Below are 24124 nucleotides of genomic sequence, written 5' to 3' on the forward strand. Positions count from 1 at the left end.
TTAGCTCTTGGCAGCGTCTGTTGCTGGCTTGTCTCGGTCAATGACAAGGTATTGCAGGTAGAACAGGCCCTTGATGAGGTGGTTTAAGCGCCGCATCTCACGGTATGTCTGCAGCAAACGTCGCATGAACTGGATGAACGTCATTTGCTCGGGCTTGGCTTGGTTCATGCCTTCGAGACGGGGGTAGTACGTGATGACCTGGTTGACCTCGTCATAGTCGGTTTTGACGTGTGCGATTGCGTTGCGAAGCTGATTGTCAGCGCCATCTTCGAGCGGCTCAAACCATGAATCGTCAATGAAGCCGAGCTTCTTGCCAAAGGCGACGTCGCTAAAGTCGTGCAATGACTTCGGGGTGAAGTCCTTGCCGCCCTTGGTTTGCCCGATGCCAGGCTCAAAAGCGTTATGGCCGCCACGCTTGAGCAAGTTGTTGATGCCAGCGACAAGCACGAATTGGCGCGAAACGATTTCCGAGATGTCCTTGTAGAGGTCTTTGTAGGACTCAAACGCCTCATTCGATATCCGCAGGGGAATGGGATTGTTGGCGAACTGTACGTCAAAGTCCAAGAACAGAACCGGCCGCAGCGGCAGTTCGGCTTCGAGGATCTTGGGATAGATGTCCAGGCAGGAGTTCTGAAGGTTCCTCAGGAAGTCGTTCCCGATAATTTCTGCCATGAAGGCGCGGATAGCTGCTGGATGCTCATTGGTGACCTGATGCATTGTCGAGGTGCTGAGGTGGGACGCCTCCGCGTCCTGCCCCGGGAAGGCGAACGGCATCATCACCTTGCTGATGACTTTATACAGGGCAGCGGCACGGTCTTGCGGGGCGTCCGACTTTACGTCCACGTCGAAATTGCGGCTGCAGCTCGTCTTGAACGGCGCCCACTTGCCGTTGCGGAACAGTTTCAGAAGCAGGGTGAAAACGCGCAGCTTGGGAGTGGCTTCCTCGGTGAGGTAGGCAAGGCGGAAACCATGGAGCTTCAGCTCCTCGTAGCCAATGCGCTGAGCTGCTTCCATGAAAGGCGTTTTCCCAACGACGTATTTGCCAAAGGCGACGGGAAAATCCAGATGGAGATCGACGAAGTTCGTCTTGTCGTCGAAAGGGTATAGGTCGGGCAGCAATTGCTTGGCGCCATGGAACTCACCGCCCCGCGATTCCCTGATAATGATATCGATCGGAGAGCCACAGGTCTGGCAGCAGAAGCGGAACGGCTGCTCCTCACGGTTGGACATTCCGATACGGCAATTCGTCGGGTCGCCACAGGTCTCGCATTCAACGGAAAGATTGATATTCACGTCCGGACTCGCTTCTTCGGGCGAACTTCTCAGCGGCAGGCTTTATCAGAAGTTGCAAGATTGGGTACAGTGCCGTGTCCTGCCAGGCGAACGCATCGCACAGGAAAGACCGAAGTCGGGAAACGGTCTTGGGGTTATCCCGGCATAGGCTAGCCGACCAGGGAAGCGGTCGGATCGGGACCAGGTCACCGTGTCCAGCAACGGGACCAAGGAGAGGGCGCCAGGAGCAGCTTTGGCCGTTTGTCCTTGCCGCCGTCCTCAGCTCGCCAAAACAAAAGGCCACTGATCGGGGCCTTTGGCGTTTCCGGATTAGTCCACGTAGCTGACGTGGGCCTTGGTCTGCAGGAAGTTGTCCGCGTCCGGATTGGCCTTGGACTGATGGAAGCCGGTAAACGGGCCCCGGGTGAATGCGATGGCGAGGCTGATTACAAATGCCATTGTGGTTTCTTCTCGTTGGTTTATATCCGCTTTTAGGCGTACCCGAGATATCTCAATCAAAGATTGTTGTCACGTGAGTCGTAATGCCGCCGCAGACGCAGGAGCAGGCCCAGACCATTGAGAGCTGGCAAGCGCTCATGAACGACATTGCAGCGGCCATCGATGTGCTGGATTCCCCCCGAGAACCTGACCGGAGCTGATCCAAAAATCGTCTCCGTGCTGCTCTTGGCGCGAACGCTCTCCAACACCAAGGGCGTCCGAGTTCTGCTTCAGAAGGGGCGCACGCTGGAGGCCCGCATTCTCGAGAACGGATTCTGGCTGGCGCGGCTGATTGAGGACGGTAGCAGCTTTGTCCAGCACATAATCGAAGATGAGCAGAAGCGGCGGTCGATGCGCGGACAAGTTCTCTTCGATACCCAGGTGCAGCTTGAGGCGGAGGCCGAAAAGCGCCTGCGCGACTGGATGAAAGAGCAGAAGCACTGGAAAGACGGGCTATCGGTCGTTTCTTCTACTGTCCTCGGTTTGGAGTCCTTTTCCAAAATTGCGATAGGAACAGTTTGCCGAAATGAATGGCGCTGCGTTTCCTGGTCCAGTTCTCGTGAATATAAAACTCGGCCATGGATTCCTCCCGGCTCCTGCCGTGGGAAATCGAGAAGCTTCAAGCCCCAGCAGAGGGCAGGTGGGCTGTGGAATGGGTCGAGACCTGTTTCGCGATAGTTGCGAACGTCCTCAACCTTGCTTTCAGGAACGCGGAGAGCGTCTTCAACTGATAAGCTTTGGTCGCAAACGGGTCAGTTATTCGACTGATAAGGTTTCTAACAAAAGCTTATCAGTACTGCGCCTTCTGAGGGGTTGTCCCGATCGCTGTTGAACTCGGTCGGATCGACGTTGCCGGAATGAATGTTACGCGGCCCTCGTGACGTGGGCAACGGGGTTGATCGTCCGGATGCTTGTTGCCTTCGCCGTCAACCCCGATCGCGGCGACCAGCACGAGATCGTCGCTGAGATGCAGCCCGTCGATTTGGACCACCAGAAGGTCGAGCGCGGACAGATCGGCAGCCATGAAGTCGGCCAGCCGCGCGGCCGACAGCGCTACGAACCTCCGCGAGGCCGCCGACTTCGACACCCCCGATCCGGGCGATGCCGGCACGTCACCCTCGGGCAACCGGACAGCGCGGCCGAACCGGCGCGTCGACACATTGATCAGCATCAGGTTCATCGCCCAGCGACCGAGCCAATCCTCCTCCGCCGCCGTTTCCCAGCTCGGGATCGTGACCTCGCGGCCGTCCACGCCCCGGACCCGCGGGCGCTCGAGCTCGATCTTGCCGCCGTGGAAGCCGATCCGTCCCCGCGTTCGGCCCCAACGGTGCGCCCGCCGCGCCGCGTCGCGACCGTGGCGCGGCCCGCAGGCCGCCGTGACATCCGCCTCCATCATCGTGCCGAGCGCCTCGATCCCTGCCGCAAGGCAAAACCGATCGAAGCTCGCCCGCACTTCTGCAAACGCTTCGTCCACAGCCCCGGTCGCCGGCGAACCAGCCGATGTGATATCTCTCGTCATGGCGTTGCTCTCCTTTGTGGAATCAGCACCCCGAGCCTACCGGCTCAAGGTGGGCAACGCCGACCTCTTCAGAAATTCAACAGAACCCGGGACATCCCCGGTTCGCATAAAATAAGTGACTGGCTGCTCTCCGGCCCCTGGTAGCCAGGGAACGCTTCTCTTCAAGAGCTTGCCGCATGTGGCGAGCCGATTGCGCATGTATTGAATTGAAGTCTCGGAAAGACTTCCCATAAATTCGGTTGCGCGAATGGCAAATCCGGGACCGAGCGGTCCTTGATATTTAGCAAAAACGGCAGATCCGAACGGATCTACCGTCTCCACGCGCCCTTGGTCTTATAGGGACGCGATGTACTGGAGGCGGAGGTTCTGGTCCCACCCGCCGTTGAGCGCATCGAGGCGGTTGACGTTCACGGTGAAGCCCTTCTCTGTGACGGCTGTGACGGCGATCCCGAACGTGTCGGCGATGTTCCCCGTGTAGTTGGTGCCTTGCAGCGGTGTCGCGACGACGACAGGGGCTTTCGGGAACGGCGTCCCGAAGGTCACTGTGTACTTGTAGGTGCCCTTCGTGCCGCCCTCCGGGACGAGGCTTCCGGCGGCCGAGCTCCCAAGCGTCGCGATGCCAGCGATGGTCTCCATGATGACTTCCTCCGTGGATCGGTGATGCGGACAGTCGCCCATCGCAAGGGCGGCTGTCCACTCGAGTCTTTCTTTATCGTACCTGAGGAGAGCGAACAAATAACCTACTAAGTCTGGTAGCGTCGATGGGTCCAGCAGAGCTGGTCCCGGTTGTCTGAACAGAATCTCCGCGTCGATAAGTGGAGCCTCTGCCGGGGGGTAGGCTGCCGTGCAGAGTGGCAGCGAGGTGAAGTAGGCTTGATCCGGTGCGCCGCCGTCAAGGCTCGAGTGTGGACGTCGGCCATTGTAAAAGTCGAGGGGTGAACGTCGCGCCCGGTGAACTGGGAGCCATGGTCGATGTTGAAGATCTCGGGCTTGCCGTGACCCTCCAAGGCTTCCAGTGCGCGCGAACGCCACCTCCATGGTGACCGATAGCCGCCACGACAGAACCCGGCGGGTGTCCCAGTCCAGCACCACGGCCGAATAGACGAAGCCCCGCGCCATCGGGAATGGAGTAAGAAGCGCCTAGCCGCGGACAGGGGCTCACCGATTCAAACGCTTGAGGAGTTCAGGGTCTTCCTTGTGCATCCTGATGAGTTCGGTCAGGTTCTCGATGCCGAAGTCGGTGAACGCCATAACCTGGTCGTCACCTATGCCGTAAACCCAGATGACGCCATCCTCTGTGTCCATTCCGTTGGCCACGTCCCAGAGCCAGTCCTCGTCTTCTCCAAGGTCCTTGGCGACGCGACTGATGGTGAAGACGGCATAAACCTTGTTGACGTGCATGGCTACGCCGCCTGGGTGGAGGGTGTCGGAGCAGGAGGCGTCCAGTTCCAGGGCAACAACTCATGCAGGCGGTTCTGCGGGATATCGGCGATGCGCGCGAAGACGTCGGCAAGCCAGGCTTTCGGGTCGATGTCGTTGAGACGCGCCGTCATGATAAGCGTGGCCATCACGGCAGCTCGCTCCGCGCCACGATCAGAACCGGCGAACAACCATGCTTTTCTTCCCAGAGCAAAACCGCGCAACGCTCGCTCCGCAGCATTGTTAAAGGGCATGATGTTTTCAGCGCTCAAACCCGGTGGAGAGGACCGGTCGTCCGGATTAGTCTGTCCAAGCCGGGATAGGGGCGCTGGAGCACGAAACGGTGGCAGGCCGCCATGACCATGAGCTGTGAGCTCGCTTTGTTACTTGGCCGCCCCCTACGACTTGCCCGGTTGCGCTGCGAGCGCGGATCCGTAGATGTCGTGCAAGCCACTGGCTCCTGAGACAAAGGAGAACCAAGCATGCAAATCGTCGGCATGGACATCCACCGATCGTTCGCCCAGGTGGCGATCCTGGAGGACGGAACAATAATCCGACAGCTCCGCGTTGATCTCGTCCACGATCGGCTTGTCGCCTTTGCCAAGACACTCAGCCTCGAGGATGAGGTGGTCATAGAGGTAACGGGCAACAGCGCGGCGGTCGAACGTATTCTGCGCCCGCACGTTAAGCGCGTCGCGGTCGCCAATCCGAGGCTCGTTCGGGCGATCGCCTATGCGCGAGTCAAAACGGACAAGGTCGATGCTGGGATCCTGGCAAAGTTGCATGCTGCCGGCTTCTTGCCGGAGGTCTGGGTTGCTGACGAGGACACCTACAGCCGCCGGCGCCAGATGGCCGAGCGCGCTGGCGTCTTGGCGCAGATCATCCGGATTAAAGGACGCATGAAGGCTATCCTACATGCCAATCTCATCCCGCGCTACAAAGGCTATCTCTTCGGCAAGCGCGGACAGCATTGGCTGGACAGTCTGCCTCTTCCATCGGAGGAGCGTGCAATGCTCCGGCGTCTGATCGCGGAACTCGAACGCGTGACGAAGCAACTGTCGGAGATCGACAAAGTCGTGGCCCAGCAGGCTTTGGACGATCCACGAGCTCTCAAGCTGATGACGATCCCCGGCGTGAGTTCGGTCGTCGCATCGACTGTGCTGGCCTCGATCGGCGACATCGCGCGCTTCCAGTCACCGGATAAGCTCAGCAGCTACTTCGGTTTGACCCCTCGAGTTCGGCAATCGGGAGAGCATCCGGCAAGGCATGGTCGTATCTCGAAACAGGGCAATCGTGACGCCCGCAAGATGCTGGTTGAAGCGGCCTGGTCGGCCAAGACGGCGCCGGGGCCGCTGCGGGCCTTCTTCAACCGCATGCAGAAGAAGCATGGGCCTGGAGTCGCGGCCGTCGCGACGGCACGTAAGCTCGCAGTGATGATCTGGCATGTCCTGACGACCGGGAAAGATTATGCTTACGCACGGCCGGCGTTCACAGCGATGAAACTCCGGAAGGTGGCACTCAAGGCTGGAGCGCCTCGTGCCTATGGCAAGGCTGGCCCGGGTCGGGACTACTGGATCAAGGAACTGCGTGAGCGGGAAGCTGGCTACGTCGCACGCGTCGAGCAGGCGTACGAGCGGATGGTGACGGCCTGGAAGGAGAAGCCAAAAAAAGTTGCCTTAAACTGACGATAGGGCTTCTCAACACCATCCGTCGTCATGCAGATCCTTCCGTCGTGGACAAGGCGGGCAAAGCCCTCCCAACGATTGAGCAGATAGTTGATCGGCTTAATCACGTTGGACGAACGCGAGAGCCGGGCAGATTCCGCCCGCAGCCAAGACTCAAGGTCGGTCAACAGTGGCATGCTTCTTTCCCGGCGGATCTGCAGCCGCTCCGCAGCGCTCAGCCCATAGATGTCGCGCTCGATCTCGAACAGCTGGTCAATCCGACGAACCGCTTCCAGCGCAACGGGCGAGATCGCCGTCGCCGATCGTCCGCGGCGCGCGTTCTGGGCGATATCGGCCAGTTCGAAGAACGCCCTCCGACCGTGTGCCCAGCAGAAGGCGGGCGTGGCCGGTGACGCCTTGCGTCCGGGATCGAACAGAGCGTTGAACCCGCTGTAGGCGTCGGCCTGCAGGATCCCAGCGAAGTTCCGAAGGTGCCGCGCGGGATGCTCGCCGCGCCGATCGCGTGAGGCGTAAAACAACGCCGCCGGCGGATCTCGCCCGCCAAATGGCCGATCGTCGCGGACATAGGTCCAAATCCGGCCGGTATCCGCTTTCCCTTTCGCCAGGATCGGGATCTTAGTGTCATCTCCATGGAGCCTGTCGGCGGAGAGCACATAGGCTTCGATCAGTTCAAAGATCGGCCTGACCGCAAAGGCTCCAGCGCCCACCTGGTCCGCCAGCGTCGAGACCGACAGGTCGATCCCCTCGCATCTGAAGCGCTGGCTCTGTCGGTTCAGCGGCTGATGCTGACCAAATTTGTCGAACAGGATCGTCGCCAGAAGCTGGGGACCGATATAGCCCCGCGGCGTGGCATGGAACGGCGCCGGCGGCTGCGTGATCGCCTCGCAGTCCCGGCAACTAAACTTCTCCCGCACCGTATCGATCACCTTGAACCGGCGTGGGATCTCCTCCAGCGTCGAGGTCACGCTTTCGCCGAGCTTCGATAGCCGGGCCGATCCGCAGCAGGGACATTGCGTCGGGGCCGGCAGGACCACGCGTTCTCGCTCGATGTCATCGGGAAAGGGCTGGCGCAGAGGCCGCTTGCGCTCAAACGAACGCACCGTCTGCATCTTCCCCGCCGCCTTCTCGGCGGCAAGTTCATCCTCAGTTGCGGCCGCCTCGAGCTCCTCAAGCTCAAGCTCCAGCTGATCGAGCAATCGTGCCGCCCGTTCCGAGCGCGTGCCATAAAGCGTCCGCCGCAGCTTCTCGATCTCGAGCTTGAGGTGGGCGATCAGAGCTTCGGTACTCGATTGCTTCGCCTGGGCATTCGCCGCTTCAGCAAGCTTGGCCTCCGCCGCAAGCCTGGCTGCGCGCTCGGCCAGGATCATTGCATGCGCGGCGGCAAGATTAGGCGGCAGCTCGTCGGCGCTGGAGTCCATAACCAGATGGAATCACATTCGCTACTAAACTCAAACGACAAACTCTCAGCCCACGCTCGTCGGACGCCAGGACTCTTGGGGATTGCGCCAGTCGATGCCGGACAACAGATAGCTCATCTGCGCCTGCGATATAGACACCACGCCATCGGCCAGCGACGGCCAGACAAAACGACCTCTCTCGAGTTTCTTCGTAAACAGGCATGCTCCCTGGCCGTCATGCCAGATCACCTTCAACAAATCGCCTCGGCGCCCGCGGAAGCAGAACAAATGACCGCTGAGCGGATCGCGGCGCAACACCTCTTGCACCTGCAACGACAATGAGCCGAAGCCTTTGCGCATGTCGGTGTGGCCCGTCGCCAGCCACACCCGAACTCCCGTGGGAACCGGAATCATCGCGGATCCAGAGCCTCGATGATCCGGCGAAGCGCCTCAACGTCGACACCCGTATCGACAATGACGCGCCGCCCGCCAGCCAGCTCGATCTCAATCCGACGCTCTGTTGAATGTGCTGTCGCGCTCTCCGACGAGGCCGCCACCGACGCCACGGGCCCACCCTCGGCCACAACTGCCCTGACAAAGCCAGCCTCGGATTTGGTCCGGTTCGCCGCGAAGGCTCTTCGCCAAGTCACCAATAGAGAACGCGACAAGCCGTATCGCCGCGCTGTCGCCGCTACCAGGCGAGGCTCGGAAAGGCTCTCCAAAACAATCCGCGCCTTCTCCTCCTCAGACCAACGTCGCCGCCGGCCTGTATCGACCACTTCAAGTCGATTCAGCGTACTGATCGTATGGCTGTCCATACGTACAGTTCTCAACCATCAGGGCGGCCCGCCGCAAGGCGTCTCCCCTCGGAGGCTTACCTTATCGGCGGAGGGCAACAATCCCACGTGAGGAACGCGCCGCGAGCGATATCGATGGCGATCAGGCGGCTGTTCGACGTCGGCTCTTATGTGAGGACGCTGACGTTTTGGCCCTGCTCGCGCTTCCGCTAATTTCTGCGAGGAAATGGCCTTTGAGCCAACCCGACAGATAGCTTGCCAGACGACGGTTATGGCTGCCCGAATCGAGGATCTGTTGAAGCCAGAACCGCCAATCCTCGCTGCGATTACCGAGGAAGATTTCGAGGCTGAGACCTGTGACCGCCCTGGTCTTTAGCCAACCCACGCCATTGCCGGACTGCCAGACGCGAGCAATGAAGTCGACAAGGACGTTGAAGTGAGAGTTCATCTCGGCCGTCGGGCCGCCGAGAAATCGGAGTGCGGCCCGAAGGCCCGGAAGATGGTCTTCGTCTTGCTGCGCGATGAGATAGAGCAAGGGCCCGTTCAGGACGAGGTGATCGTGGCCGTGATGCGCCAGTCCCACGACCGCCTTGATGTAGTCCGGCGGTGACATCAGTCGAATTTCGGCCGTGACGAGAAGCGCAGCCTGTAACCAGATTCCATTCACGCCTGTCGTGCTGGTCGACAACTCGCGGAAGCGCATATCGTCGGACAGCAACAGCGCGTCGCTCCGGGCGGCGAGGAAGGCGGGATCGAAGAAACGACTGCCGCCGACGGCGAGCAGGCCCTCCGTCGTCTCAGAAATGTCGTCAGGTGCCAGCACCTGGACGATTTCGCAATTCTGCTCGATGCAATCGCGTACGCGCTTGATGGCCGAGATCTGATGATCGCGGTATTCGTTGGTCACTTCGTTTCGATAAAATTGCCCGTCCTGATAGCTCAACGTCATTTGGCGCCGACCGCGGCCGTCGTCCTCGCGCCGCATCATCCCGTCGATCATCGCCAGCGTCGAGGTCGGCGTCTGCAGCTTTCCGAACCAATCCTTGAGCACGGGGAGGACCCCGATCTCGGCTGCGACCCACGCCGTGTAGGCGTCGAGTACCGCGCCGCGACCGCGGTGGTTCCGCGCCAGCCGGACGGCGGCGGTACGCTCGGGAACGTTTCCCAGGCAAGTGACGATCCGGCCGCCCAACTTCCGAACGAACTGGGCGAAGCTGACGACGTCGCCGCCGAGCCCACGCGCAATGAAAGCGAGCGGGAACGGCTTCTCCATGTACATCTGCGCGTTCTTGATGTTTTGTTCGGCGCTTCGGCGCACGACATCAAGAACGCTGTCGATGTTGTCGTGGCCGACCGTGAACCTGGCCAGCCCAGGCTTTCCCGGAAAGCGGGTTTCGAATTCCTCGAATACGCGATGTTGGAGGTGGAGATACTTGGATTTGATCTCGACGACCTTCCAGCTTTCGGTCTGATCCAAACCGAACTTCGTCATCTCAAACGTATCGCCGCGGCGCAAGCCCAGCACGCGGGTCGCGATTCCCGATGTGGCGGCCTGAACGTTCATACCGAAGAAGTCGGTACCCTCGTCGATCACAAAGTCCTGCCGCAGGCCGTCGGGTGTCTCAATGGCCACGTAGGTGCCGAGACCCGCGGTCGCCGCCGTGAACATCGGATTGACTTCGTACATCAAGCCGAGCCCGGCATAGCCTAGCGCAAGGTTGGGATTGTTCGGGTGGCGACGGACGAGGTCGTAGCCGGTGACGTAGGCCCGCTCGAAGTCTCCTTGGCGGAGCGTTTCGTGCGCCAATCGCATGATGTGCTCGGGGGCGCCGACCTGGCGCGCGAGGTCGACCCCGCGGATTACGGCTTCGGCGCCGGCGACGTCCGTCGACCGGTGGAGGGCATCGAAAAGGCGCAGCGCCACAAACGCGTCTGTGGGGTCTTCGGCATGGAGATGGCGGAGCACCTTGATTGCTTCGTGAAGCCTTCCGACGTCGACCAAGACGCTCGCATGCGCGCGTGCGATTGGGTGCGAATCACGAATACGGGCGGGTAACCGGGAGAAGAAGGTCAGATTACGCTCGCGGTGCGGATGCTCGTTGGCATGCGCGACGGAGAGCAACTCGAAGTCCTTCTCGAAACCTTCGAACGGAAGGTGGCCGTCGAGAAGCCGGATGACCGTGGCCGGGGAACCGGCCCGGTTTGCCTCATGCGCGACCATGAGGCGCGTCGCGATGTGAGAGTCGTCCGGAACCGCATCCACGGCGGCTTCGAACGCTACCTCCGCGACATCGCTCAACCCGATCGCTGTGGCGACCTGCGCGATCAGAACGAGCCCGCGTGCACTGTCCTTGAATTTCGTGATCAGAATCATCAACGGCGCGGGGTCCGCCGGACTTCCGTCCGCAGGCCTTCCGGCTTCTGCGATCGGCGAGAGTGCGATCGCGGCTTCGGTTACGCGTTTTTCGTGACCTGGAATATTGGCTTTGCCGAAGAGTTCGGCTGCGTCTGACCATTGGTTCTCGCCGATGGCAATCACCCCGGCGTGGAAGGCGAGATCGGGGTCCTCCGGTGCAAGGTCGATGAGGCGGCGAGCAAGATCCGCTCTGCCGAAACTCAGCGCGACGGTCACGCCGTTCAACAGAATGCCAGGTTCCTCGATCTTCGCGTCGGCCATTCGCTCGACGTGGGCGAGTGCTTTTTCCCGATCATGCAGGAATCGGTAGGCGATCATGGCGGCAGATAGCGTGTGGATCGCGTCATCGAAATGGCTGGTCAACAACCATGGTTTGGATCGCCAATCGGCCTCTAGTATCTCGGCGGCCGCGGCGAGTTTCGCGCGCTGGTCGGCGTTCACGATCATGGTCCGTGACGCGTTAGGGTCGCGCGATATCTCGTCGACGTCGGCGAAGGCCGCCAGCATCTTTAAATGTTCTGAGTTGGGATGCTTCGCGAGCGCCTGTCGGGCGAAATCCCACCATTGCGGAGCGAGGTTACGGCCTCGAAGAAACACGGTCTGCGCGACGAGGAGGCTTTCCTTGTCGCGCAAGCCGTTTGGAATGCCGCCCAGGCCGTCGGCGACGCTGGTAACCTTGGCGGCTATCTGCGGCAGATAGGAGGCGAGCACTTCGTTGGTGGGATCTGCATCCAACCGGTCCCGGCCGAAGCGGTATGCTTCGTCGGCATCTCCGCGCACGAACAGGGCGAGGGTGCGGTTCGCGATCGCTCCGGGATCGTTCGGCGCCTCGTCGTACGCGTCGAGAAGCCATCGGATCGCTTCGGCGCCTTCCCCGCGTGCGAGATGTTGCAGTCCGATGTTTGCCTTCGCGCGGTAGCGTATGGTGCCGCTGGCATCGGCTGGGAGGCTATCCATGAAGCTGTGAAACAGCTTCAGATTGCTGTCCGGATCCGTGATCTTCGCACCATCCCGCAAGCGATCCAGTTGGTCCGAGAGGTGTTGTTCATGGACCGGAACGACGGCTCCTTGGACCCGCACCAGCCCAGTGGTCAGACCTGCGGTCTTGAGCACGCTCAGCATGGCGCTCTGTATCTGATCTAGGTCGGCGCCTTGATACTGATTGACGGTGACCGTTGCGTTTCCACCGGCCTTCGCGTCGATGCGGAGACCGGCAGCAGTCTGATCCGTGTTGGAGACTGGCGCGCTGTTTGGACCGGCGAGCGCGCCGGCTATTTTCCCGGATCTCTTCCCGTGTCCAGATGCAAGCCCTCGATGGTGACGTCTTGGCCGGCCTTGACCTTCGCCACGACCTCGCGAGCGCCCTGGATGTCCCGAATGAAAGCATTCCCGCCGGCCTCGATGTCCAGACCGACTCGGGAGTGCACGGCGGTTTTGGCGTCGGCGTCGGCCTGCGTCGCTCGGATGAGCGCCTCGACGAACGGCGCGAGCTCGGTCGCTTCGTCCGGCCGAAGGTCGTCGTCTACGCAACGAGCGAGATCCTTTCGGCCTTGGTCATGAGTGGCGGGATTCTCGAGTTTTGCCACTGCGGTCGAGGCCCGTGATCCGAACACCTCGCCAACCTTTTCCTTTAATTTGCGGTAGGCGTCCTTGGTGACTTCCTTGACAGTCTCGGTACCGACCAGGCTTGCGCCGGCGATAAGCAGGGTGGTGAGCGTTATCGGTTCAGGCATAGCACTCTCGATTTAGATTTAGTTCGGTTTGCGAGTCTAGGGTATTCTTGTGACGTTGGCCCCCGCGATCGCCGGCTTCCATTGCTAAAGCTAGATGGCTACCAGCTCGGTGAGCTTCGCAGCGACGTCAGCCATCGGCATTTCTGCCGTGTCCAGGCCGTTTCGCGACGCGAGCATGGGACTGACGTCGCGAAGAGCATCGTACGTCGTGTTATGCACGATAGGAACGAGCTGATCACGCGCTAGGACTACAGAGAGTTCCTTGTCTGCGACGCCCGCTGCTGGGAGGCGCTTCAGCAAGGCAGGGGTCACCAGCACTATCCCGATCCGTGATTTCACCAAACCCTTGTCGATAGCACGCAGAAACGGCTCGCCGAGGCCAATGTCATTCTCGCTAAACCAGACCGAGACATCGCGTGCGATGAGCAGATCGTACAGCTCCTTGGCAACTCCCTGCCGGTCGTCCCACGCATGACACAGAAAAATTTGCCGAAGGTCTGGCATCGCCGCTCGCCGCTCAACTGTCTCGCGGATTGGTGTGAGCGCACGCACTTCTTCGGGCGTGTAAAGTTGGGACGAACCGGCTCCCGCCGAGCGTGGTTTTGTGTTGCGGCTAGACCGGCCGCCGCTGCCGCGGCTGCCCCCGCTGCTCCACGACGAGGATGGGGAGGGAGACGAGTACGAGTAGCTGCTGCCGGCGTAGCGGCTCCAGCGGCCCCGACCGCGGCATGCAGGGCAGGCCGCTTCCGCGGCTGCTGAATGATGGCCCCTAACTGGTGCCGTGCATCTTGCCATGTGACACCTTTGCCTCGCCGCCGCCTGCGACTCGCCACAGAAGCATAGCACGCGAGGCGTGTAATGACGGTCGTCAGGGGCACCTGCGTTGTGGATGGCGGGGAAACGCAGCGCGCTCTGCCTTGGAAAAGTCCATGCGGAAAATCGTTGTGACCTAATCGCGGGATGGTGATCCTTGCCTGTGCGATCAATAGCCAAGCAGATGGCGGTAGCAGCTGTGTGGGACGGCGATGTGGGACAGAAATGCAAAATTGACTAAGTAACTGAATCTACTGGCGCACCCGACACGATTCGAACGTGTGACCTTTGCCTTCGGAGGGCAACTGAACGGGTCTTGTGCGTTTGGCTTCTCTCAAGTGCCAAATCTCAAAGTCCTTGAAAACGCGGCCAATCTAGGAGAATACATTAGGGGGCCGCCCTTCTCTCGGTCAAGTCTGCGCGGTGGAATTAGTGTGATCGTTGTGACTGCGCTGTGACCGTCGCTTCTCGGATGGGAGCAACGGCACGGGGGGGAACTTCGCTCCATCAGTCTATTAGATACCCGCGCGAAAAAGTTTGCTGAGAATTTAAAACGAGGCAAGCACGCCTGAACACAATTGGGACGCCAAGCAATTCACACGTCATGGCGCATTGTAAAGAACTGCCTAGCTAATCACTGTAGCTTCACACAGGCCGGTGCCGGCATCTTCCAGTTGGAGAATGAATTAACGGGAAGATTGAGCACTCGCTTCTTACGAACGAGTACGGATTCAGGGCTTATGGGATTGTGTTGGACGTGCGGACGTTGGCTTTGGACCTAAGTAGACCTGGCGAGCCCGCTTCACCGCCTTCTTCCAATCCATCTTGCTAACTGCATTGGCGTCGAAGTTGTGAGCTTCGAGGCAATCTAATAGCCGCTGATGTCGCGCGCGTATCATTTGCCATGTTGCTGCATATTTTGCTCGAATGCGGGGCGACATGGACATGTTGTTCATGTGCTTGTGAATATTTTCAAGATATAGGAAGCATTCTGCGAGGTCCCATTCCGTTCCCGAAGGCTCAATAAAGATCGGATCGACGGGGTACGTAAAATGTTCGCCGCTGATGTCGTCGAGCCGTTGCATCAGGTGCACGAAGTGGCACTTGAGATCGTACGGTGTTGTTTTGAAGATGTCGCAGTCTGGAAGAAGCTTGTTGTCGATGAACAGGCCGCAACATTGAAGGTCCTTCTCAGCCTCATAAGAATCGACAAGGGCGCTCCCAAAAAAATGCCTCGACGTTGGTCATCTCGTTGTGAACGAACTGCCCGTGGCGAAGATACGCGCGGAAGTGGAGGTCGAGAGGTAAGATGCGAAAGAACAGGTCTTGCGCGAACTCACACAGGTACATGATGAGGTAGTGACGGTCATACGGCGTTGTGGCATCAGTCCGATTGTAAACAAGAACGGTGTCGGAAAAGACGATTGTGCGGAAGTCGTGATGCTGGTGCACATTCAGAGAATCAATGATGCGGTTGAGCTTTTCGACTTGCCCCCTCTTTCGCACTAGGTGTTTAGTCCCAGACTTTGATGGTGCATCCTTGTCGCACGATTCGAAGGAAAGCGCTATGGGACAGATTTTACACGGCTGCGCCACCACGACGGAGGCAGTCCGTCGAGCAATACAAAATAGTCAAGAGAGCCTGAGAGGTCTCGCGAAGCGCTACGGGATCAACCAGAAGACTGTCGCGAAGTGGAAGCAGCGCGAGACTGTCACCGATCGTTCGACTGGCCCCAAGGAAGCCAAGTCGACTGTCCTTTCCATCGAGGAGGAGGCGATCATCGTTGCTTTCCGGCAGCATACGCTGCTGCCACTCGACGATTGCCTCTATGCGCTGCAGCCGACCATCCCGCATCTGACGCGGTCATCCCTGCACCGCTGCCTCCAGCGTCACGGCATCAGCCGATTGCCGGAAGCCGGGGGTGGCAAGCCCTCGAAGAAGAAGTTCAAGGCTTATCCGATCGGCTACTTCCACATCGACATCGCCGAGCTCCAGACCGCCGAAGGCAAGCTCTACCTCTACGTCGCAATCGATCGCACCAGCAAGTTCGCGTTCGTGCAACTGGCCAGGAAGACGGGAAGGACCTCGGCCGCGGCCTTCCTCGAAGCTCTTATTGCGGCCGTCCCCTACAAGATCCACACGGTTCTCACCGACAATGGGATCCAGTTCACCTTCCCACCGCGCTATGCGGACGGCCCGACAGCAAGATACGCCACGCATATGTTCGACATGCGCTGCCGGGAGAACGGGATCGAGCATCGGCTGACTAAGATCAAGCATCCCTGGACCAATGGCCAGGTCGAACGAATGAACCGCACGATCAAGGAAGCGACCGTCCAACGCTATTACTACGATCGACACGATCAGCTCGAAGCTCACCTTGCCGACTTCATCAACGCCTACAACTATGCTCGGCGGCTGAAGACCCTGAATGGCCTCACACCCTACGAATACATTTGCAAATGCTGGACTTCCCAGCCAGAACGATTCAAACTCAACCCGCTCCAGCAAATGCCGGGACTAAACACCTAGTTCGCTGAAACCCAGCATGTCGATATACAGCAGGTAAGGTCCTGACTGTTCCCGACAGTTTTTATTGACTTCTTACCGCCCATGTATCCACCAAAAATGTTGCCATCGCACCGGCAAGGTTCACCGCGAGTTGGGCATGACGTGCAGATGGTCGAACCGGCTTCCCGCCCTGACCGTGTGCATCACCGATCTTGTTGCGCAGTGAGCCCAAGCCTTCGACAACGCTCGTTGCGCCGCCAAGGATACGCTTGAACGCATCTTCGGTGTGCTGGCTTGGAGCAATCTGCAATTTCGTCGCCACTGCCTTATAGAGCGCGGGCAGGTCTTCTTTGTCCGAATACGTTTCGCCCGCCTCATCGAGGATACGCTTGCAGACCGTTTCCAGCAGCGTACGTGCACTGGTGATTGCGCCGTCAGGATCGGTATGCCGACGTGCGAGCGCCTTCTCCCAAACGACGTGGACACCATCGGCGTCGAATTTCTGCAAGACATCGGATGCTACAGTATCGACCGGCGATCTGTGCGTTCCTTCAATGTGATCGAACAGCGGTGTCATGCCGTCACGGACGTGCACACGGCGCGGCTCCCACTTCGGCGCGAAGTCTTTGATGTATCCCCAGAAGTGCTTCAGGTCGCGGCAGGTGCGCACGAACTCAGGCAACAAGGGGCGCAACGTGGTGTCTTGCATCAGCTCGGCACGGATGTGCTGATACATGCCGGTGTCAGCTACGGGGCCTTCACAGGCGCTGACGAGAATGTTCTCTAGCATCTTCGCCTGTTCGAGGGGTGTGGTGGGATATTCTGACATTACGTGCTCGCTTTCGCCGCGTTCGGGTCAATGCCGCCCGGCCAATTGCTTTGGGGGCGGGACAACAGGGGCAGTTGCCGCGCGGATCATGGGTGATCTCTTCGTGAAATATCTCATGACAAACGCTGTTAGCGAGCTTAGTCGCCCCAATAAGCGACTTGCCGAACTGTTGAGCGTCAACGAGATGCTGATCCGCGAGAAGGCCCCGGTAAGTTACGGGTATCGCGTCGAAGATTGGCCCCTGCATTCCTTGTATCCCTCCCAGCCGAGGATGATAGTTGTCGCTCCGACTTTCGTCTACCTTTAGATGATTGGATTAGAATCCGATTGAGAATCGCTGCGACGTGGAAGCAACTTATTGCTATGGGGATGTGGTTGCGAATACCTTGCGAATATGGGGCAACAGGTGATTGACGGTACGAAGCTAGAAGCATTGATCGCTGCGGCGAGTGCGTCCGGAGGGGCGGAGAGAGCTAACTATCAGCTTTTTATTGAGTGGTTGTGCGGTGCGCTCGGCCTGCCCGGCCCCGATCTCGCTAGCGAGGAGAACTCCCTAAATGACTACGTGTTCGAGCGGCGCATTGACTTCAAGCATCCGGATGGAACCACCACCTCCGGCTTTATAGATTGCTATCGCAAGAACAGCTTCGTGCTCGAAGCAAAGCAATCTCGGAAGCGCCAAAAAGCCAGGCTCGCGGCTGACCAACTGTTGCTTCTTGGTGAAGACGAACAGCAATTCAAGTCAGGACACGCTCTGCGTGGGACACGCGGTTGGGACCAGGTGATGCTTGCTGCTCGCAAGCAGGCAGAGGATTATGCTCGCGCGCTGCCTACTCGAGCACGGTTACCCACCATTTCTACTGGTCGTGGACGTAGGTCATGTGGTCGAAGTCTATGCTGACTTCTCCGGCCAAGGGAAAAATTACGCGCACTTCCCTGACCGGCAATCGTACAGGATCAGCATGGACGATTTGCGCGATCCGAACGTTCAAGCGCGCTTGCAGGCAATCTGGAGCGACCCTCGGTCACTCGATCCAACGCGAATTTCTGCAGAGGTCACGAGGGACATTGCCGAGCGTCTCGCCAAGATAGCAAAGCGGTAGGAAGAGAAGTACGACGCTAAGGACGTGGCAGAGTTCTTGATGCGCTGCCTATTCACCATGTTCGCGGAGGACGCGCAGCTCATACCCGAGAAGGGGTTTCATAAGCTGCTCGGGCAAATGAGAGACACGCCCAAGCACTTCGTTGCAGCGCTGGAAAGCCTCTGGGCAGTGATGGACCAAGGTGGTTATGCTCCGCACCTCAATGTCACTCTGACGAAGTTCAACGGCTCGCTGTTCAAGAAAAGATCGGCATTTCCACTAGACAGGGAGGACATCAACGAATTGTGGATTGCTGCTAGTAAGGATTGGTCGAATGTCGAGCCGGCGATCTTTGGTACGCTGCTTGAGCGCGCTCTGGACCCGCGTGAGCGCTCGAAGTTAGGGGCGCACTATACGCCTCGCACCTACGTTGAGCGTCTTGTCGTGCCTACGATCATTGAGCCTCTGCGATCCGACTGGGAGTTGGTTCAGGGGCAGGTGACCGAGCTGAGAGACCAAGGGAATCATCGGGGAGCTTTAGCCACCGTACTTAAATTCCACCGCAGGCTTTGTACGACCCGAGTACTAGATCCGGCGTGCGGCACCGGCAATGCGGCAGGCGTTGCGCGGCCAGCGACGCTACATTGCGACTTGCCGTACAGCGAAACATCGCGCGTTCATCTTCCTAGATGGAAACGTGTTGCCTGACACTAAAGTTGTAGCGATAACGCTGTCACAACCGGAAGCGCTAAGTGTACTGAGCTCAAGGGTTCACATCGCCTTTGCAATCGCGCGCGGTGGACGCCAGGGAGTTGGTAATGATCCAGTTTACCAGCACTCAGATACGTTCAATTGCTTCCCGTTCCCATCTTTGAATCCGGCTATCGCCGAGCAATTGCGCGCGCTCGGTGAGCGGCTTGATACCTTCCGAAAAGAGCGGCTGGCGGAGCACGACTTCCTAACGATGACGGACATGTACAACGTGCTTGAGCGCCTGCGAGAACTTGAGAACGATGACGAGTTGCCGCCGCTCACTGATGTTGAGCGCGACGTTCACCAAGCGGGGCTTATTTCTATACTGAAACAAATACACGATGACATTGATCGGACCGTCTTGGCTGCATACGGATGGGAAGATCTGATCCCTTCATTGGTCGGGAGGCCCGGAGCGACGCTACCCTTGCCACACAAAAGTTCCGAGCAAGCGATGGCCGAGGATGAACTTCTAAGTCGGCTTACTTTGCTCAATCACGAGCGAGCGGCGGAAGAGAAGCAGGGCCTTGTGCGCTGGCTCCGCCCCGAATACCAGTCTGGAAAGTTGGGCATCAAAGTCCCCGTGGCAGTCGAAGAGCACGCCGGCACGCTGGATGTCACACTGCCAGATATTTTGGAACGTCCCAAATGGCCGACCGACGGCCTGGAGCAAATCAGGTTGGTGCGTGACCTTTTGGCAAAAGCGCCTTCTCCAGCCGCGCCGGATGTCATCGCCGGTATACTTGACGGCAGGAACACAAGCCGACGTCGTGAACGCATAGCGGAGGTCTTGGATACCCTTGTTGCAACAGGTCTTGCCCGGACAGGCGAGCACGAGGGCCAGAAGAGGTACTTCCTACCGAGATGAATAGACAGATGCGGACGCGTGTTTGAGGACGGGGCACTAGGCCCCGCCCTTTCTTAGGTTCTCGCTTCGCCGCAAGGGTTGGAGATTGCTGAAGTGGCATAGCGAAATCAATTCGCTCATTGTTCGCGCCGACGACAACGGCCTGATGTGATCGACTTCCCATTGCCGATACCTCTCCCAGCACATTCCCGTACGAAACTGGCCAGCGATGTGATCGCGCGATTCGGGATGGTCGCAGCCGACTGCATTAGCGGGGCTCGCGTGGATTGACGAGCCCTTCACGCAACGACTTCCCGGACCACAATCGGTATCAAACGAGCACGTGTTCCCGTAGGTGCGATTGACATCAAGCGGCGCGCGCACCGGTTGCCGATCGTTGGAGTTGCCCGGAGATAGTCCGCCGGCACATACGCCATAGATGCTTCCGGACGCCTTCAGGCACTGGCTGCCGGGCTGGCAATCGGTATCGAACGAGCAAGCAAACGTTGGCGTGGACATGAAAATAAATGCGAGAAGAACGTACTTCATCAGAAAATGCTCCCTGCTTGGTGCAACCTGCAGAGGATAGGTTGCGGTCAACCTCACTCAAGGGTGGGCTTTGGCATCGTCGGAACAGGTCAGCAGGCCGCCCGCCAAGCCTCATGCAATCACGATACCGCCATGGCTCGACATAGCTGCCCGCCCATAGCCCGCGCCCCACACGCTCGGCATCGCTTTGAGCGTCGCCATATTTACCCTTAGAATACTGAGGCCAATCCAGCGCAAAGCCACTGCGGACCAACCAATCGCCAAGGTCGACACCCCCAACCGCGCAGGCGGCGACGGTTCGACCGTATCGATCCAGCGTAACAGGGACGCAGCTAACTGAACGGCCGTTAATGAACCGATCCAGTTCATTCGCTGCTTTGGTACCGCATCTGTATTGCAGGCTGTCCTCGCCTCGGCAAAGCTGCGAGCTTTCCGGCGCATCGATGCCGGACAGCCGTATGCGCGTGCCGTGAATTTCAAGCGTGTCGCCATCGATTATGCTTGCCTGACCGGTCAAGCCGTCGGCTGACGCATCAGGGCTGCACCACAAAAATACAAGCGCCGCGATGAGCATGAACAATCTTGACATCAGTGCCGTTCACCCAGCGCAGCCGCGCGATCAGCTTTTGCCTGAAGATACTCGCGATAAACCGACCGAACTGGCTCGATGAATTGTGTGCGGGTGTTCATCACCTGAGATCGTATTTGCTGTAGTTCGGATAGCCCATTGACGAGGTTCTGCTCCAGAGTCCTCCTTAGCAAAGCGATATCACTGTGGACCTTCGCAACATCGGCACGATCTGGCCCCCGCGTGGGATCAAAGGTGAAACGAGAGGCGAGATTGTCGCGCCAAGACATGAGAGCGTTGGTGAGCTTTGGACCAAAACCGGGTACACCGTGAAGCTTGGAGCGATCCACATCGGCTGCGGTCTCTATGCCATAAGAAGCCAAGGTCTGCTTTCGGCCTTTTCCAATCCCATCGATATTGGCCTCTTCAATCTCGAAGCGGTCGAGATGCTTCTCTAGCTGGATCCTGCGTTGATCCTTACTCAACTGTTGCATTCGTTGATTGAGGACATCCGGCAGGTGTCTCAATTGCTCCTTCACAGCGACAAGTTCGTTTTTCTTTCTGTCGAAAGCAGTGGCACGTGTGCGTTCCTGCCACTCCCGCTCAGTGTTCGACCAATTGGCCGAAGCAGCTTGATACGCTGTTTCATAGCTTTGCGCGTTGGTTGTTCGATCCGCCAGATTGCGGATTAGAAAGAAAGATGCGACCGCTGCAACAAACAGGAAGAATGGTGCTGGTGCGGGGAAGCCGCCCACGAGTGCCAACAAGGCAAAGATTGCGCCTACGCTAAGCCCTGCAATTTTGGCGCGCTGGGCAGAGCGACCAACCTCGATCGCGTCCTGACTGGCAGCCGGCTGTGGAGAGACCGAAATTTCTGGTACAGGCCCGGGGCTAGTTTGCGCCTCGATTTGGCTCCACAGCGAGTTGAGGTCGATCGTTCCCGATATCGGATCGGCATGCACCAACGGGAAAAGCTGAATTCCCGTTGCGGCCTCCATCGAACACCAAGGGCAGGATATCCCTCGCAGGTGCCAGTGCGATTGATTGTTCGTACATTGCTTGAGATTCTTCTCAAGATCACTCAGCGCGGTGACCCATTCGTTCGGCGATGGCCGCGCAGAGCTTCCCCTATCAAATGCTCTTTCAAATAGCTGCGCCACACTGCCGCCCATCACTTGGAGATCTGGCGTGTGGGGCGGCCGGTCCATCAATAGTTCGGCGCGCCTCACGCCATAGGCAAATCGTCTCTCCTTAATCGCTTGTGCAATCGACATATCACCGGAGCCGAGATAGCGGCCTGCAAACGGATGGCGCCCCATGAAAAGCAAAAGGAAGGTCAGTACTGCTAGGCCAAAGGCATCATGGTTTGCTGTTCGAACGACGCCATTAAGGCTGATGCCTTGAAGCTCCGGAGGCGTAAACGTCTCGACCCCGACTTCACATCCAAAAACGTCGCCGCCTGAGCGCACTTGGAAGCTATCGCAATCAATCAATTGGACGGTCGCATCCTGGCCGACCAAGACACTGCCGTGATTTACGTCGCCGATTACGCAGCCGAGTTGGTGAACAGCGCCAAAGGCCCGCGCAGTGTTCGCAGCCACGCGAACCAAAAAGCGGAGATCGGCTCGGACGAATTCTGAGCGGCGGCTCTTGGGACTGTAAAGCTTGTGTATGTCCTTGCCACCGACCGATCTTGGCATAAGTAGGCCGATCGGTTGCCTCGCTTTCGTGATCAGGAGACCGGTCGGCCAAGCGGCAACCTTAGCAATGACGTCACTGTAGAGCGAGGCCATAACCTCGATTTTCCGAGCACGTTTTGGCGAGATTGCTTTGTGATAAATCTTCGCCACGCGATTTGCTGCGGCAACGACCTCGTAGACCGCACCTTCGCCGCCCTGACCGATTAGCTTGCCGATGCGAATTACACTGCCGGATGCATCCAGCATCTCTTGATTAGATTGAACGGACATGCTCAGGCCTCGACTGGCATTCTGGTCGCAAGTATCAGGGATTTGTCATCGTCGGTCCGGTCACAGACCTTCGGCGACATGAGATACCGCTGAAGATCGGGCGTTAGCTGCCTGCTCTCGTCGAGAGATTTGCACGCTCGCACGGGCTGGAACATGGTTGAAAAGAATGCCTCATGCACCGTCTTGGTCGCATGGTGCAGAACCAGATTTTCCAGACCGTCTGAAAAAAGGGCCACCTCCTTCAATCCGGGTCGGTGATTTATCTCGAACTCAAACACATCGAAAGCGTCGTTCGAGATTACAAAGTTCGTTGTATTCGCAAACTCGCCATGCTGGGGCCAGAACACGTAAGAAAATCCGTCGGCGAGGCCGTCTGAAGCGACTATCGCCCCATCGCCTATCTGAAAGAAGGCAGCGTGTTCGTCCCCGACAATGGCAAAAAGGAGCGTGCAAGCGAACTCCTTGATTGGCTCGCCAAGTCGCTCTGCTTCTTCGCCGAGAGCCTGTTGTACTTTGCCGAGCCAGGAAGCTGCCACTTCGCGAGTAAGTTCTTCAAAAGTCCCGGATTGATCGAAGTACCTATCGATTTCGCGTCGGACAGTGGAGACCGCGCATTTCGCTCCCATCTCTGAATGCTTTGCGCTGCCTGCGCCGTCCGAAACGACTAGGGTGAGGATGTGTTCACCCGACGCATCAAACACACCAACGCCATGCGCGTCCTGGCACTTGGTGTCCGACGCGACATGGGACGTGCCGATCGCAGATGCGGCGGCGATGCGCCACGCCTGCATCTCAGACCTCTGCCCAGCCAGATGGCGGAGGTAGTGCCACCTTGGTTCCCATTTGAGATTGCGAAACTCGGCTGAGTGATGAGGACAGCCACGAAAACAATTCTCGGAACTTGAGGCCATCCAGACGGATAGGTTCTCGCACTGATAGCTGTTTGAGCACGCTTACGTCGGCGCCTTTGACCGCGATGGGAAAGAATGAAAATGCCCCGTTCTTCTCGCCCTCTTTCACTAGTTCTGCGGCACGGCGCCAATCATCGGTCGGCGCACCATCGGTGATCAAGAATACCCAAGGTCGGTAGTAGCTAATGGCGTTCGCCTTATAGGCATCCTTGCGCTGCCTAAGCAGATTCAAGCCGGTCTCAATGGCCTCACCCAGTGGGGTGTCCCCGCTCGTTATCAATTCTGTTGGGTAAAAGTGATCGGGAGTTTGAAAGTCATTCAGCGTGGCAACTGGGCCAAAGGTCACCACCGCAATTTCAACGCGCTTCATCGCAAGGGCATCGGTGGCGAGTTCATCCTTGAACGCCTGTATGCCTTGGTTGAGCTGCGCGATCGGGCTACCGCTCATGGAATGCGACGTATCAAGGAGCAGCAAGCACGGACACCGCGGCTCCGGATTTTCGGCGAATTCCGTCGAACCAAACGGCATCTGTTCAAATACGGACATTTTCTCT

Annotated in this window: 21 protein-coding genes, 1 tRNA gene and 5 pseudogenes; 6 read left to right on the forward strand and 21 right to left on the reverse strand. The window is 58.6% G+C overall.

The window, feature by feature from the left end:
- Together GGD62_RS38385 and GGD62_RS41620 are read right to left on the reverse strand one after the other, a co-directional pair.
- Positions 1 to 1293: a hypothetical protein gene (locus tag GGD62_RS38385; RefSeq protein WP_183714078.1), complete on the reverse strand. Its 1293-nt coding sequence runs from the start codon at positions 1291 to 1293 to the stop codon at positions 1 to 3.
- Positions 1294 to 1602: 309 nt separating this feature from the next.
- Positions 1603 to 1731 carry a hypothetical protein gene (locus GGD62_RS41620; RefSeq protein WP_283813372.1) on the reverse strand — a complete coding sequence of 43 codons (129 nt, stop codon included), beginning with the start codon at positions 1729 to 1731 and terminating at the stop codon, positions 1603 to 1605.
- A 162-nt stretch (positions 1732 to 1893) separates the two neighbouring features.
- Here GGD62_RS41620 and GGD62_RS38390 point away from each other — a divergent pair, with 162 nt between their 5' ends.
- Positions 1894 to 2448 (forward strand): hypothetical protein, encoded by a 555-nt coding sequence (locus GGD62_RS38390; RefSeq protein WP_183714080.1) that lies wholly within the window; start codon positions 1894 to 1896, stop codon positions 2446 to 2448.
- Positions 2449 to 2674: 226 nt separating this feature from the next.
- On the opposite strand, the pseudogene GGD62_RS38395 reads toward GGD62_RS38390, so the two are convergent.
- The 5 genes and pseudogenes from GGD62_RS38395 to GGD62_RS38415 all read right to left on the reverse strand — a co-directional run.
- A pseudogene (locus tag GGD62_RS38395) lies at positions 2675 to 3289 on the reverse strand (IS256 family transposase); the annotation flags it as partial.
- A gap of 333 nt (positions 3290 to 3622) precedes the next feature.
- Entirely contained in the window at positions 3623 to 3925 is a 303-nt protein-coding gene (locus GGD62_RS38400) for an H-type lectin domain-containing protein (RefSeq protein WP_167358264.1), read from the reverse strand.
- 201 nt (positions 3926 to 4126) lie between these two features.
- Positions 4127 to 4423 (reverse strand): annotated as a pseudogene (locus tag GGD62_RS38405) (DDE-type integrase/transposase/recombinase); the annotation flags it as partial.
- A gap of 24 nt (positions 4424 to 4447) precedes the next feature.
- Complete coding sequence (locus tag GGD62_RS38410) at positions 4448 to 4690, reverse strand: hypothetical protein (protein ID WP_183714083.1); 243 nt, start codon at positions 4688 to 4690, stop codon at positions 4448 to 4450.
- Positions 4691 to 4692: 2 nt separating this feature from the next.
- A pseudogene (locus GGD62_RS38415) lies at positions 4693 to 4953 on the reverse strand (transposase domain-containing protein); the annotation flags it as partial.
- A 252-nt stretch (positions 4954 to 5205) separates the two neighbouring features.
- Here GGD62_RS38415 and GGD62_RS38420 point away from each other — a divergent pair.
- On the forward strand, positions 5206 to 6393 hold the full coding sequence (locus tag GGD62_RS38420) for an IS110 family transposase (RefSeq protein WP_183714145.1): 1188 nt from the start codon (positions 5206 to 5208) through the stop codon (positions 6391 to 6393).
- On the opposite strand, the pseudogene tnpC reads toward GGD62_RS38420, so the two are convergent.
- The 8 genes and pseudogenes from tnpC to GGD62_RS38460 form a co-directional block, all read right to left on the reverse strand.
- Positions 6393 to 7811 (reverse strand): annotated as a pseudogene (gene tnpC, locus GGD62_RS38425) (IS66 family transposase); the annotation flags it as partial. The gene GGD62_RS38420 and the pseudogene tnpC sit on opposite strands and share 1 nt — an antisense overlap.
- A 45-nt stretch (positions 7812 to 7856) precedes the next feature.
- Positions 7857 to 8204, reverse strand: coding sequence for an IS66 family insertion sequence element accessory protein TnpB (gene tnpB / locus GGD62_RS38430; RefSeq protein WP_183714086.1), 348 nt, complete (start codon positions 8202 to 8204; stop codon positions 7857 to 7859).
- Complete coding sequence (tnpA, locus tag GGD62_RS38435) at positions 8201 to 8608, reverse strand: IS66-like element accessory protein TnpA (protein ID WP_183714089.1); 408 nt, start codon at positions 8606 to 8608, stop codon at positions 8201 to 8203. Before tnpA ends, tnpB begins: the two co-directional genes overlap by 4 nt.
- A 121-nt stretch (positions 8609 to 8729) precedes the next feature.
- Positions 8730 to 12125 carry a PIN domain-containing protein gene (locus tag GGD62_RS38440; RefSeq protein ID WP_183714092.1) on the reverse strand — a complete coding sequence of 1132 codons (3396 nt, stop codon included), beginning with the start codon at positions 12123 to 12125 and terminating at the stop codon, positions 8730 to 8732.
- 149 nt (positions 12126 to 12274) lie between these two features.
- Entirely contained in the window at positions 12275 to 12736 is a 462-nt protein-coding gene (locus GGD62_RS38445) for a hypothetical protein (RefSeq protein ID WP_183714095.1), read from the reverse strand.
- Positions 12737 to 12826: 90 nt separating this feature from the next.
- Positions 12827 to 13240, reverse strand: a complete 414-nt coding sequence (locus tag GGD62_RS41770; RefSeq protein ID WP_312014331.1) for a toll/interleukin-1 receptor domain-containing protein — start codon at positions 13238 to 13240, stop codon at positions 12827 to 12829.
- A gap of 564 nt (positions 13241 to 13804) precedes the next feature.
- A tRNA-OTHER gene (locus GGD62_RS38455) sits at positions 13805 to 13891 on the reverse strand.
- Positions 13892 to 14280: 389 nt separating this feature from the next.
- Positions 14281 to 14634, reverse strand: coding sequence for a hypothetical protein (locus GGD62_RS38460; protein ID WP_183714101.1), 354 nt, complete (start codon positions 14632 to 14634; stop codon positions 14281 to 14283).
- Between the two features lie 482 nt (positions 14635 to 15116).
- On the opposite strand from GGD62_RS38460, the gene GGD62_RS38465 reads away from it, so the two are divergent.
- Positions 15117 to 16082 (forward strand): IS481 family transposase, encoded by a 966-nt coding sequence (locus tag GGD62_RS38465; RefSeq protein WP_183714148.1) that lies wholly within the window; start codon positions 15117 to 15119, stop codon positions 16080 to 16082.
- A 61-nt stretch (positions 16083 to 16143) separates the two neighbouring features.
- On the opposite strand, the gene GGD62_RS38470 is transcribed toward GGD62_RS38465, so the two are convergent.
- Entirely contained in the window at positions 16144 to 16890 is a 747-nt protein-coding gene (locus GGD62_RS38470; protein WP_183714105.1) for an abortive infection family protein, read from the reverse strand.
- Between the two features lie 406 nt (positions 16891 to 17296).
- Between GGD62_RS38470 and GGD62_RS41235 the strand changes: the two genes are divergently transcribed.
- The 3 genes from GGD62_RS41235 to GGD62_RS41245 all read left to right on the forward strand — a co-directional run bounded on the left by GGD62_RS41235 (position 17297) and on the right by GGD62_RS41245 (position 19593).
- Positions 17297 to 17791 carry a type IIL restriction-modification enzyme MmeI gene (locus GGD62_RS41235; RefSeq protein ID WP_246800477.1) on the forward strand — a complete coding sequence of 165 codons (495 nt, stop codon included), beginning with the start codon at positions 17297 to 17299 and terminating at the stop codon, positions 17789 to 17791.
- A 226-nt stretch (positions 17792 to 18017) separates the two neighbouring features.
- Positions 18018 to 18680, forward strand: a complete 663-nt coding sequence (locus GGD62_RS41240) for a type IIL restriction-modification enzyme MmeI (protein WP_246800478.1) — start codon at positions 18018 to 18020, stop codon at positions 18678 to 18680.
- Positions 18673 to 19593 (forward strand): hypothetical protein, encoded by a 921-nt coding sequence (locus GGD62_RS41245; protein WP_246800479.1) that lies wholly within the window; start codon positions 18673 to 18675, stop codon positions 19591 to 19593. Before GGD62_RS41240 ends, GGD62_RS41245 begins: the two co-directional genes overlap by 8 nt.
- Positions 19594 to 19629: 36 nt before the next feature.
- On the opposite strand, the gene GGD62_RS38480 is transcribed toward GGD62_RS41245, so the two are convergent.
- The 5 genes and pseudogenes from GGD62_RS38480 to GGD62_RS38500 all read right to left on the reverse strand — a co-directional run bounded on the left by GGD62_RS38480 (position 19630) and on the right by GGD62_RS38500 (position 24117).
- Positions 19630 to 20121 carry an HNH endonuclease signature motif containing protein gene (locus tag GGD62_RS38480; RefSeq protein WP_183714108.1) on the reverse strand — a complete coding sequence of 164 codons (492 nt, stop codon included), beginning with the start codon at positions 20119 to 20121 and terminating at the stop codon, positions 19630 to 19632.
- Positions 20122 to 20332: 211 nt separating this feature from the next.
- A pseudogene (locus tag GGD62_RS38485) lies at positions 20333 to 20710 on the reverse strand (thermonuclease family protein); the annotation flags it as partial.
- Positions 20710 to 22659 carry a helix-hairpin-helix domain-containing protein gene (locus GGD62_RS38490; RefSeq protein WP_183714111.1) on the reverse strand — a complete coding sequence of 650 codons (1950 nt, stop codon included), beginning with the start codon at positions 22657 to 22659 and terminating at the stop codon, positions 20710 to 20712. The pseudogene GGD62_RS38485 and the gene GGD62_RS38490, both read right to left, overlap by 1 nt.
- Before the next feature lie 2 nt (positions 22660 to 22661).
- Entirely contained in the window at positions 22662 to 23450 is a 789-nt protein-coding gene (locus GGD62_RS38495) for a PP2C family serine/threonine-protein phosphatase (RefSeq protein WP_183714114.1), read from the reverse strand.
- Position 23451: 1 nt separating this feature from the next.
- Entirely contained in the window at positions 23452 to 24117 is a 666-nt protein-coding gene (locus GGD62_RS38500) for a VWA domain-containing protein (protein ID WP_183714117.1), read from the reverse strand.
- Between the last annotated feature and the right edge of the window lie 7 nt (positions 24118 to 24124).

Origin of the sequence: Bradyrhizobium sp. ERR14, assembly GCF_014198235.1 — a bacterium.
Taxonomy (GTDB): Bacteria; Pseudomonadota; Alphaproteobacteria; order Rhizobiales; family Xanthobacteraceae; genus Bradyrhizobium.

Coding starts and splice junctions, on each gene's coding strand:
- tnpB (WP_183714086.1), bottom strand. CDS start 8,204: ATGATTCCGGTTCCCACGGGAGTTCGGGTGTGGCTGGCGACGGGCCAC.
- GGD62_RS38440 (WP_183714092.1), bottom strand. CDS start 12,125: ATGCTGAGCGTGCTCAAGACCGCAGGTCTGACCACTGGGCTGGTGCGG.
- GGD62_RS38470 (WP_183714105.1), bottom strand. CDS start 16,890: ATGTCAGAATATCCCACCACACCCCTCGAACAGGCGAAGATGCTAGAG.
- GGD62_RS38390 (WP_183714080.1), top strand. CDS start 1,894: ATGTGCTGGATTCCCCCCGAGAACCTGACCGGAGCTGATCCAAAAATC.
- GGD62_RS38410 (WP_183714083.1), bottom strand. CDS start 4,690: ATGCACGTCAACAAGGTTTATGCCGTCTTCACCATCAGTCGCGTCGCC.
- GGD62_RS38460 (WP_183714101.1), bottom strand. CDS start 14,634: ATGCAACGGCTCGACGACATCAGCGGCGAACATTTTACGTACCCCGTC.
- GGD62_RS38490 (WP_183714111.1), bottom strand. CDS start 22,659: ATGTCCGTTCAATCTAATCAAGAGATGCTGGATGCATCCGGCAGTGTA.
- GGD62_RS38400 (WP_167358264.1), bottom strand. CDS start 3,925: ATGGAGACCATCGCTGGCATCGCGACGCTTGGGAGCTCGGCCGCCGGA.
- GGD62_RS41620 (WP_283813372.1), bottom strand. CDS start 1,731: ATGGCATTTGTAATCAGCCTCGCCATCGCATTCACCCGGGGCCCGTTT.
- GGD62_RS38465 (WP_183714148.1), top strand. CDS start 15,117: ATGGGACAGATTTTACACGGCTGCGCCACCACGACGGAGGCAGTCCGT.
- GGD62_RS38445 (WP_183714095.1), bottom strand. CDS start 12,736: ATGCCTGAACCGATAACGCTCACCACCCTGCTTATCGCCGGCGCAAGC.
- GGD62_RS38480 (WP_183714108.1), bottom strand. CDS start 20,121: ATGAAGTACGTTCTTCTCGCATTTATTTTCATGTCCACGCCAACGTTT.
- tnpA (WP_183714089.1), bottom strand. CDS start 8,608: ATGGACAGCCATACGATCAGTACGCTGAATCGACTTGAAGTGGTCGAT.
- GGD62_RS38495 (WP_183714114.1), bottom strand. CDS start 23,450: ATGCAGGCGTGGCGCATCGCCGCCGCATCTGCGATCGGCACGTCCCAT.
- GGD62_RS38420 (WP_183714145.1), top strand. CDS start 5,206: ATGGACATCCACCGATCGTTCGCCCAGGTGGCGATCCTGGAGGACGGA.
- GGD62_RS38500 (WP_183714117.1), bottom strand. CDS start 24,117: ATGTCCGTATTTGAACAGATGCCGTTTGGTTCGACGGAATTCGCCGAA.
- GGD62_RS41770 (WP_312014331.1), bottom strand. CDS start 13,240: ATGCCAGACCTTCGGCAAATTTTTCTGTGTCATGCGTGGGACGACCGG.